Below are 10,175 nucleotides of genomic sequence, written 5' to 3'. Positions count from 1 at the left end.
ACTATTTTTACTATTGAAAGCATTTTAATATTATTGTTCAGATGAATTAAAGGAAGTAGAAATGCAAGCAAAAAAAGAGAATAAGGGTGTCTGGAGCATACCGGGTTATGTTGATGGAATAAAACACAAATTAAATCGAAAAGATGCTGCAGCATAAATTCTGCAAAACTAGAATATTAATAATTTCATTCATCAGATTATTAATATAATAAAAATATATTATTTCACAAGGAGATGTTTAGTTTGTTGAATTATGAAAAAAACGCAGAAGTTTTAAAAGCATTAGCTCATCCAATACGAATTAAAATTTTGAAAGAATTAATTACAAGAGGGGTATGTAATGTAACTCAAATTGTAGATATTCTTGGTATCCCACAATCTACTGTTTCGCAGCATTTATCGAAGATGAAATCTCAAAAATTAATTATGAATGATAGAAAAGGATTAGAGGTTTACTATAGTGCTCAAAACAAAACTATTAATTCCATTGTCGAAATATTATTAGATTAGAAACTATTAATTGTAAGTGAAAATTAGTAATCTTTGCGCCAGAACCTCTTAAGTCAACCAAGGATTCTTGGCGAGTCGATGAGACGTATGTGAAAGTTAAAGGTCAATGGATGTACCTATATCGTGCTGTTGATTCAAAAGGAAATACAATTGATATTCATGTTTCAAATCCTCGTGTTATAACCGTCGATAAAAATCCTGCTTTTCCTAATTCACTAAGTGCTCAATAAGTTGGATGTCCACTGTTGCGGGTAAATCGTTTGAGAACCGCCTCCGTTTCAGCTGTACCAAGCCATACGGATGTAGCATACTTAATCATTTGATCACATTGTTGTTCAATTAAATTCCAATTGATTAGTCGAGTTAAAACTGGTTGCAAGTTGGAATTTGAGTCTTGCATACCTACATCTGAACGATACAATTTTTGTGCATGAATAGCTTTGAACCTTGGAATCATTTGGAAGCCTAGCAAATGACAAAAAGCAACTTCACTTTGTCCATGTGTATCTACATAATTCTTCTCTACTTCCATATTTGTACAATGCCGCAGCAATCCTTCAATCATAGTATGTCCAAGTTTTATAGACTTTTTGCAACAGAACCCTTTAATTAGTGGTTTAGGAGAAAACGAGTGACTTACGATAGATTCAATAAAATAAAGGGAATGGATGTAAATTAATAGTTAAAAGTTTACATTGTAATAAGGAAGAATTCTAAAATATAAATAAGAACTGTTCGTGTTTTAATTAACAATTAAAATTATGTAAAAAAATTTGATTAACCTGTCAACCAAATTGAAAGTTAATCGTTATAAATATAGTAGGAGGGAAAAGATGCGAGATGATGTTTTTCAAAAACGATTAAAGCAGTACCTAGCTTTTATTTTTAACTATTTATTAAAACTTGGAATATCTAGAGAGGATGCAGAAGATATTGTACAAGAAACAGCTTTAAAATATATTCAAAACTTAGAAGGTATTCCACCTGAAAAAGTAAAAAGTTGGCTGTTTAGAGTAGCTATAAACAGAAGTTATGATATTTTGAGAAGGGAAAAAAGAAAAGATAAGTTTTTAATTGAATTATGTATCTTAGAAAATCTTGAACCTGATTTACCTGAGGATTGTCTATTACAGGAAGAACAGAGTGGTGAAATACAAAAAACATTAGATTTGCTTCCTAAAAGGTATAGAGAATTTTTAATTCTAAAATATGTAGTAGGATTACGGTATGAAGATATATCCATTTTATTTGAAGTTACTACTGGAACTGTTAAAACAACGATATTTCGAGCCAAACAACTTTTTATTGATATATATAGGAGGGAACAAAATGAACATAAAGAATGATGAGAATCAATCTGAACTTTTTTTAGATGATAAGGAATTCGAAAAAACAATGCATAAAGGTAGAAGAAAAGCGATTATAAAAAATGTAGTTATTACGGGAAGTATACTAATTGCATTATATAGTGGACTGACTATAGGGAACAATTATTGGTTATCTGAGCGTCTGACAAAGGAAGATAATGCTACAGGAGTATGGTTATCTATTACTGAACCTAATATTGAGCACAATGCATCATTTTATAATTGGAATTCTTTTTCCGTTGACACAACTCACACTTATTCGAAAAAAATAGGAGAGCGTATCATACCTTGGGAATCGTCAACAGGACATTATAATCTTATTCGTTCAGAAAAAGAACCTTCTAATTGGATAAATCATTATAACGAAAAAAGAAAAGGCTGGGAAATTTATAACAGTCAGAATGGACAAAGAGAGCTTATTTTTTATCATCCGAAAGTTCAATATAAACAAGTTCCTAATGACTTGAATTTACTTGATGACATAGGATCAAATAAATATGTTGAATATGCGCTATCTTTTGATCGCCCTTATTCAATTAGTGAGGTTCAAAAACTTTTAGATAAACAAAATACAGAATGGCTTTGGATAGACACAGAATCAGATGAAGAGATACATAGTATCAATCAGCAAGAGCTTAAAGAAGAAGTGGGATCTTTTAATCGTGGGAATATATATGGTTATCCGTATAATTCACAAAATGACTGGCAATCTCCTGAATTTTTTATAGATACATTAAAATCCCCTGAGTTTTATGGAGAATATGCTGATAAAGCAAAAGAAATATTAACAAAATTAAAAAAGGATAATCCTACATTAAACCCAGAAAAGGTGAAGATTGTTGGAGCAGTAGTAACTGGTACTCCTGATGAATTAAAGAAATATCAAAATAAAGAATTCATTAAATCTTCTTCTCTCGGGGCCACAATAGACAAATATTAATGATTAGATTTATATTTCGGAAGTAGAATGAAAGGTTCTGGTGCGAGAACTATAATACATTGTAAAAAAGAATAGGAGGTTCCTAATAGAATCTTCTATCAAACAGTTAACGCGAGCAGTTTCTTGATGAAGATATTCTGATTTTGGACAGACTGATTCTATAAATCAACTTGTCCTTTTTCGATAGACCATTTTCGTGTAGTTTGAAGTTTTTGCACCAGAACCCAAGATTGTATGATATAGGAACTCCTCTACTAGAGAACAGGAACTTTGGTTCACTTGAGATATAAAAGAAACTTATAACACTGGAAATTTCATAGAACGTTTTAATAATTTTAATAGTGTCTTTTTAAATAATTAGAAGGAGACGAGTAAGGAAGGTGATTAATATTGTTATTTTATATAGGATTGATAGTTGGAAAGTTAGCAGGATATAGTAGTAAAAAATTGGGTTTTAATGGATCTAACATTCCAGGGAAAATTCTGAATTACTTATATAAGAATGCATTACAAAAATTAGCGACACAGGTGGAAACCGTGGTTTTGATTACCGGTACAAATGGAAAAACAACAACTTGTAATTTAGTTTCCTCCATTTTTAAGTCCAATAAAAGTGAATATATCAGTAATATAGAAGGATCTAACTTATTAGAGGGAATTACCTCTGCTTTTATAAAAAAAAGTAATATACGCGGGAAAATACAAGGCGTGAAAGTAGCAGTTCTCGAAGTCGATGAATTGACAATGACCGAAGTTCTGAAACAAATACAGCCTCAATTGATCGTTGTAACAAATATCTTTCGAGATCAGCTGGATCGTTATGGAGAAATCAATACGCTGATTTCAAAAGTACAAACCGCTATTCATTCTAGCGATGCTCACTTGCTATTAAATGGTGATGATCCATATAGTAGACATTTTACTAAAGAAAAGCATAAAACCATGTATTTTGGTTTAAAGAAAAATGTAGGGAATTTTCATAAAAGTAATATTAGAGATGCCGTCTATTGTTGTTGTGGCCGGCTATTGAAATATATATATACTCACTATGGACACCTTGGAAAATATTATTGTTCGTGCTCTATGAGTAGTCCCGTATTAGATGTTGAGGTTACTTCAATTCAATCACAAAATAACTTAACGATTACTATACAAAATCAATCCTATACTTCCAATTTGAAGGGTGAATACAATGCATATAATATGCTAACGGCTATAAAAACTGGAGAATTTTTAGGTTTTAGTTATGAGCAAATTCACAAAGGATTAAGAGAATATCACACGAGCAATGGACGTATGCAACAGTTTCTCATTGCACAAAATATATACCATCTAAACTTAGCTAAAAATCCACAAGGGATGAACTGCACGATAGATTATTGCATACAAAATAAAAACATTACACAATATGTTTTTATATTAAATGACTTGCTTGCTGATGGGAAAGATATCTCTTGGATTTGGGATGTAGATTATGAACTATTAGCAAACTCCAATGTAAGCCATATAATTTGTGCAGGAACACGTGCCCATGACCTTGCAGTGCGTTTAAAATACGCGGGGATTTCTGTGAATAGGATAAAAGTTATCTCAAATATTTCTGCTGCCATACAGAATAGCATTGCAGCAGGGAATGAAACGTCCGTAATTAGTAATTACACAGGGTTAAATACTGCCCGGCAATATTTAAGCACTAAGGGAACGGCGTCCCCATCATAAATAAGATGGTATCTATATACGTTTGGTTTAATAATTTAACGAATTCCCTGAAAGCATTCTCCTTCTTCAAGCGTGAGAAGGGCGTAGCCCAACGGTAGGTGGGAGATGAATTTCGATTTGGCGTAGCCAAAAGGCTTTGCTCTTTATTTCGCCCCTGATATAATCCGTCTTATAAGGTATAAAGGTTGGTATATCAATGAAATTAGATAGTAATAATCATTCTGTATTTTTGTTGTATTATCATCTTGTGTTGGTCGTAAAATTCAGAAGAAAAGCGTTTGATGATGATATGTCAGACTATGCAAAAGACATGTGTGTGCGATTATCTGAAAACTATAACATCATATTAGTTGAATGGAATCATGATGTAGACCATGTTCATATTTTGTTCAAGGCACATCCTAATACAGAAATGACAAAATTCATCAATGCTTATAAGAGTTCAAGTTCTCGACTAATCAAGAGAGACTTTCCGCAAGTGAAAAAGAAACTTTGGAAAGAGATGTTTTGGTCAAGAAGTTTTTGCTTACTAACTACTGGTGGTTCGCCAATAGACGTAGTAAAGAAATATATTGAAAATCAAGGTGAAATGTGAGGTGAAATGATATGACAAAGCATAATAAAGCATATAAATTCCGTTTGTATCCAACAGAAGAACAAGCATATCTTATGCGTAAAACCTTCGGTTGTGTACGTTTCGTGTATAACAGAATGTTAGCTGAACGGAAAGAAGCGTACGAAAAATACAAAGATGATAAGGAACAACTAAAGAAACAAAAGCTTCCAACTCCTGCGAAATACAAAGCAGAATTTGAGTGGTTAAAAGAAGTTGATTCATTAGCTTTGGCAAATGCTCAACTAAACTTGCAAACTGCCTATAAGAATTTCTTTAGTGGTCAAAATGACTTTCCTACATTCAAAAGCAAAAAAGATAGAAAATCATATACAACGAATGTAGTAAACGGAAATATTATGTTGCTTAATGGTCATATCAAATTGCCAAAATTGAAAATGGTACGTATCAAACAGCATAGAGAAATACCACAAGACCATATTATCAAGTCATGTACTATTTCTATGACACCTACTGGTAAATACTATGTGTCCATCTTGACAGAATACGAAAAAGAGATTTTACAAAAAGAAGTAGAAACAGTTGTTGGATTAGACTTTGCAATGGATCGATTATACGTTAGTTCTGAGGATGAGAAAGCCAATTATCCTAAGTTTTATCGTAAAATGTTAGACCAATTAGCAAAGGTACAACGAGTATTAGCAAGACGTTCTAAAGGCTCAGAACGTTGGAACAAACAACGTATTCGTGTAGCGAAATTACATGAAAAAGTAGCGAACCAACGAAAGAATTTTCTTCATCATAAGTCTAAAGAGTTAGCTATTAATTTTGATGTTGTAGCTATTGAAGACCTAAACATGAAAGGGATATCGCAATCACTTAATTTTGGAAAAAGTGTTGCTGACAATGGTTGGGGTATGTTCACTTCTTTTTTAGCTTATAAACTACAAGAACAAGGCAAACAACTTGTGAAAATAGACAAATGGTTTCCTTCCACAAAAACATGTAGCAATTGTGGAATTGTGAAAGATATATCATTGTCTGAACGAGTATATTCTTGTATATGTGGTATAAATCTCGATAGAGATTATAACTCAGCTATCAATATCAAAAATGAAGCAATACGTCTATTAGCGTTAGCATAAATAGCAATAAAATAACCTTTGGAACAAGGGAGTTAGCTCGGCTGTCTTAGGACTAATTCGTTAGCTATCAAAAGTAATGACTAACCGAGAAGCCCCCACGTCAAACATTCTGTTAGGACGTTAAGTGGCGGGTAGTTCACCTGAGCGTATATAGATTTCAAATACACCGAATAGAGAGTTGACACTAAAAATAAAGATATAAATTGGGTACTTTCCTTAGAATTTATATATAAGGCCCGATTACGCTTTTAACATCTGGAGGTACTATGAAAAAATTGATTATCTATCATTACTTCCCCAATACGCTTAATTTATATGGCGATCGCGGGAATGTAACCATTCTACAAAAGCAATTAGAATGGAGAGGAATAGAAGCCGATATTCATTATGTGGAACAAGTAAAAGATTATCCTGTATCTCAGGCTGATCTAATCTTTATTGGGGGAGGGAGTGACAATGAACAACAAATAGTTCAAGAACAATTGCTTTCAATTCGAAAAGAATTGAAAGCAGCAATAGAGGATGGTTTAGCAGCACTTTGTATTTGTGGAGGATATCAACTATTAGGAGATTATTATGAAACTGCAAACAGTGATATCATACAAGGCCTAGGAATATTACCGTTTTATACATCATGTAAGGACACGGGTTCAGTGGGTCGATTAGTAGGGAATGTAAGAGTACAATCTGAAAAATTCGGAAGAATAGTGGGTTTTGAAAATCATAGTGGCCAAACATTCCATTCTTTTGACTGTCTCGGTCAAGTTCTACAGGGATATGGGAATAATGTAACAGAAAAAAAGGAAGGACTTCTGTACAAAAATCTGATAGGTACGTATTTACATGGGCCATTTTTAAGTAGTAATATTCATGTATCAGACTGGTTAATATTGCAAGCACTAAATAGAAAATATGGACTTACAGAATTAGAGACATTAGAATGTACTTTGGAAAAGACAGCATCCGATTTCTCATGGGATAAGAGGTAAGGTTCGGTTTGAGTGCAAATATAATCGAATTTGAAAAGAGAGCGACAGATGCTGTTAGGAATCCACTGTTATGCAATGAGACCGAAGAGCGTATTGATAAGTTGTATGTGATTTCGAACAGACTTCTCCCCTTGAAGAGTTTGTCCCTTCTTGATCATATTCATAGTTTCAATACCAGAAAACGTTGTTGACGCGGTTTGGAAAGGCTGAAATCCAAGGGTTCTGTTGCAAAGTTTAAAAAAAGTCGATATAACCGTTAATAGGGTTTAAGCAATTCCTATTAACGGTTGTAATTCCTGGTAAGCAAACAAAAACGGAGTCTTGCGAAAGACTTCGTTTTTGTTTGTAAAGTGGATGAAAGGACTCGCCCCCATCGTCATCAAGTTAAGAAATACATTCTTCCCCAAAACGATAAAAACGAGCTAAATTCTCATAAATAACTGTAGAGTCATAAAATTTTCGTTTTGGGGATATTTCAAATTCTAATTTTGATAAGTATGTGGTGCTACTCCATATCCATCAACTTAAGAATTTTATAACGCCCCCAAAACGAAAAAAACGAGTTGAATTCACATAAATAACTGTGGAAAAATTCAAAATTTTGTTTAGGGGGTACTTCAAGACCTTAGCTTGATGGGCATGTGTTGTGACTCCTAATATGTAAAATTGCATAGAATTACTAGTCAAGATTAGCATATAATGTAATAGAACTGCTCAGATTTTTTTCTTTAATCGTTAGATTCGAACCTAACGTCCTATCACATTTACAAAATGTGTAAACCTAGAAACTGTGGAAAGGCATCCGGAAGGATGTCTTTTTCTTTGGTTCTGATGCAAAAAACTTTGAAGTATATGAAAATGGTCTATCAAACTTGGACATACTGATAGTACTACTCTATAAAAGGTGTGTGATCAGTATGGAAAAGGAAAATATATTTAAATGGAAGCATTATCAGCCGGAATTAATTTTATTAACGGTAAGGTGGTGCCTACGGTACAATTTGAGCTTCCGTAACCTGGTTGGTGGAAATGATGGAGGAAAGAGGCTTATCCACAGCTCACACTACAATTATGCGATGGGTTCATCAATATGGACCTCAATTAGAAGAGAAAATACGGCATCATCTTAAATCAACAAACGATTCATGGAGAGTCGATGAATCCTTTATTAAAGTGAAAAGGCAATGGATGTATTTATATCGTGCCGTTGATTCAGAAGGGAATACCCTTGATTTTCATCTAAGTAAATCAAGGGATAAACAAGCAGCCAAGCGCTTTTTCAAGAAAGCCTTGGCTTTTTTGTACATTTCTAAACCTCGTGTGATAACAGTAGATAAAAACCCTGCCTATCCTGTAGCGATTCAAGCGTTGAAAGAAGAGAAACATATGCCCGAAGGCAAAAGATAAGGCAAGTCAGATATCTCAATAATATAGTGGAACAAGATCATCGTTTTATTAAGAAACGTGTGCGTCATATGTTAGGGTTTAAGTCATTTAAAACTGCAACTCCTATATTGAGTGGTGTTGAAGCCATGCATATGATAAAAAAGGGACAGATTGATTTACGGAGCCAGTCTGTCCAAAATCAAAAAGAGTTCATCCACCAAGTGTTTGGACTTATAGCATAAAATACAATTCCACTAAAAATATATGTGCTATATGCTCTTTTATTTTATCTTTGCACCAGAACCAAGAAACGTTAGGCTTACGCCTACTGACGGAAAACGATAAAGGTCCCTATATTTTTATATTCAGAAAGAATAAGATTTTACGGGCTTTTTATATAAGTTTATAATTATTTAGTTTACATAATCTTTATTATCGGCAGTTGTATAGATTTTCTGAGTTACGTTTCAAAAAGACAAGTAGTGATGTGTTATTGAGATGCAATTAGGGTATTTTAAAGTAACGTTAAATATGTTAGTTAATTATTTTTTACTATTTGCTGTGAAAGTCGCATTAGTTGCTAATGGCAATTTATCAGGCGTTTCTATCTTAGTTCCTTATCCTTATGGTACATTAGTTTCTATTTAAAAATAATTAACTATCTCAAAACAAAGAGTATTCTTTTATTTTGAGACGACAAAAAGAAAAACAGACATTTGACATCGTTGTTCAATTGTAACCTCTCCCCTACTTATCGGTAGACCATTAACGAAGATTAAACCACTAAGAAGTTGAAACTGCTAAGAAGTTAAGACTGTTAAGAAGTTAAGACCGTTAAGAAGTTAAGACTGCTAAGAAGTTAAGACTGCTAAGAAGTTAAACCGCTAAAAAAGCTTAAACCACTAAAAAATCTCAAACTGCTAAATCTTCAAACTGCTTTTTTATATAGAAACATATAAGTATAGCCTCTAATGGCAAAATTAGGTGAAATCTAAACACCTAAGGAAATGTAAACTGCCTTACATCACTAGCTTTTATCTTAGCTACAGAGAGTCAGAGACATATAGATATCAAACTGCAAAGGAGGGATGAATCGGAAATATATAGATGTCAAACATGAAAGGAGGAATGTAAGATGGAAAGAGAGTTAGTAAACATGTTGTTTGGTGTTGTGTTAGCGTACTGCTGTGCTGTGTATGTGTGGAATGACATCACTTCAAGGTTTTAACGATTAAATAGAAGGAGTCGTAACTTATGTTACGACTCCTCTCTGTTTGAGACGAGATAAACCTAAACTTATGATCATAATATTCATGAGTAAGGTCTTAAAATAAAAAAAGACGCTATGTATAGCGTCTTTTAAAAAAATCTTAGTTTTCAAATGGATTATTATTTTACATAAACTTTATCATTTGAATTTAGTGATTTAGAAAACTATTGTATAGGACCTAATAACCCCATAATTTCTTCAGCTTTAGGATTTTGGATGCTATAGTAAATTTCTAATCCCTGACGATTTCCCTTTAAAACCTTCCCTCTCATTTT

General features: G+C 33.0%; 7 protein-coding genes and 5 pseudogenes. 9 read left to right on the top strand and 3 right to left on the bottom strand.

The genetic code is table 11. The annotated features are described in order from the left end of the window. Nucleotides 1–243 precede the first annotated feature (243 nt). A complete protein-coding gene (locus V7038_RS18035; protein ID WP_098988913.1) occupies nt 244–510 on the top strand; it encodes an ArsR/SmtB family transcription factor in 267 nt (88 codons plus the stop codon). A gap of 47 nt (nt 511–557) precedes the next feature. Next, nucleotides 558–719, top strand: a pseudogene (locus tag V7038_RS18030) (DDE-type integrase/transposase/recombinase); the annotation flags it as partial. 17 nt (nt 720–736) lie between these two features. On the opposite strand, the pseudogene V7038_RS18025 reads toward V7038_RS18030, so the two are convergent. Beyond that, a pseudogene (locus tag V7038_RS18025) lies at nt 737–1,075 on the bottom strand (Tn3 family transposase); the annotation flags it as partial. A 268-nt stretch (nt 1,076–1,343) separates the two neighbouring features. Here V7038_RS18025 and V7038_RS18020 point away from each other — a divergent pair. The 6 genes from V7038_RS18020 (at nt 1,344) to V7038_RS17995 (ending at nt 7,244) form a co-directional block, all read left to right on the top strand. After that, complete coding sequence (locus tag V7038_RS18020) at nt 1,344–1,856, top strand: RNA polymerase sigma factor (protein WP_335471215.1); 513 nt, start codon at nt 1,344–1,346, stop codon at nt 1,854–1,856. Next, nucleotides 1,840–2,817 (top strand): anti sigma factor C-terminal domain-containing protein, encoded by a 978-nt coding sequence (locus V7038_RS18015; RefSeq protein WP_098988911.1) that lies wholly within the window; start codon nt 1,840–1,842, stop codon nt 2,815–2,817. Before V7038_RS18020 ends, V7038_RS18015 begins: the two co-directional genes overlap by 17 nt. A gap of 390 nt (nt 2,818–3,207) precedes the next feature. Continuing rightward, complete coding sequence (locus V7038_RS18010; RefSeq protein WP_002107096.1) at nt 3,208–4,536, top strand: MurT ligase domain-containing protein; 1,329 nt, start codon at nt 3,208–3,210, stop codon at nt 4,534–4,536. 196 nt (nt 4,537–4,732) lie between these two features. After that, complete coding sequence (gene tnpA, locus V7038_RS18005) at nt 4,733–5,131, top strand: IS200/IS605 family transposase (protein ID WP_002162328.1); 399 nt, start codon at nt 4,733–4,735, stop codon at nt 5,129–5,131. An 11-nt stretch (nt 5,132–5,142) separates the two neighbouring features. Beyond that, nucleotides 5,143–6,255, top strand: a complete 1,113-nt coding sequence (locus tag V7038_RS18000) for an RNA-guided endonuclease TnpB family protein (protein WP_335471212.1) — start codon at nt 5,143–5,145, stop codon at nt 6,253–6,255. A 266-nt stretch (nt 6,256–6,521) separates the two neighbouring features. Then, nucleotides 6,522–7,244 carry a type 1 glutamine amidotransferase gene (locus V7038_RS17995; RefSeq protein ID WP_002107093.1) on the top strand — a complete coding sequence of 241 codons (723 nt, stop codon included), beginning with the start codon at nt 6,522–6,524 and terminating at the stop codon, nt 7,242–7,244. 68 nt (nt 7,245–7,312) lie between these two features. On the opposite strand, the pseudogene V7038_RS17990 reads toward V7038_RS17995, so the two are convergent. Continuing rightward, a pseudogene (locus V7038_RS17990) lies at nt 7,313–7,423 on the bottom strand (IS6 family transposase); the annotation flags it as partial. A gap of 738 nt (nt 7,424–8,161) precedes the next feature. Between V7038_RS17990 and V7038_RS17985 the strand changes: the two are divergent. Beyond that, nucleotides 8,162–8,872, top strand: a pseudogene (locus tag V7038_RS17985) (IS6 family transposase). A gap of 1,192 nt (nt 8,873–10,064) precedes the next feature. On the opposite strand, the pseudogene V7038_RS17980 reads toward V7038_RS17985, so the two are convergent. Continuing rightward, nucleotides 10,065–10,175: pseudogene (locus V7038_RS17980) on the bottom strand (transcriptional regulator); the annotation flags it as partial.

The sequence above is a fragment of the Bacillus sp. JJ783 genome (assembly GCF_036963225.1).
Taxonomy (GTDB): Bacteria; Bacillota; Bacilli; order Bacillales; family Bacillaceae_G; genus Bacillus_A; species Bacillus_A cereus_U.
The sequence above is the reverse complement of the archived record's forward strand: the minus strand, read 5'-3'. Positions and strand labels throughout refer to the sequence as shown.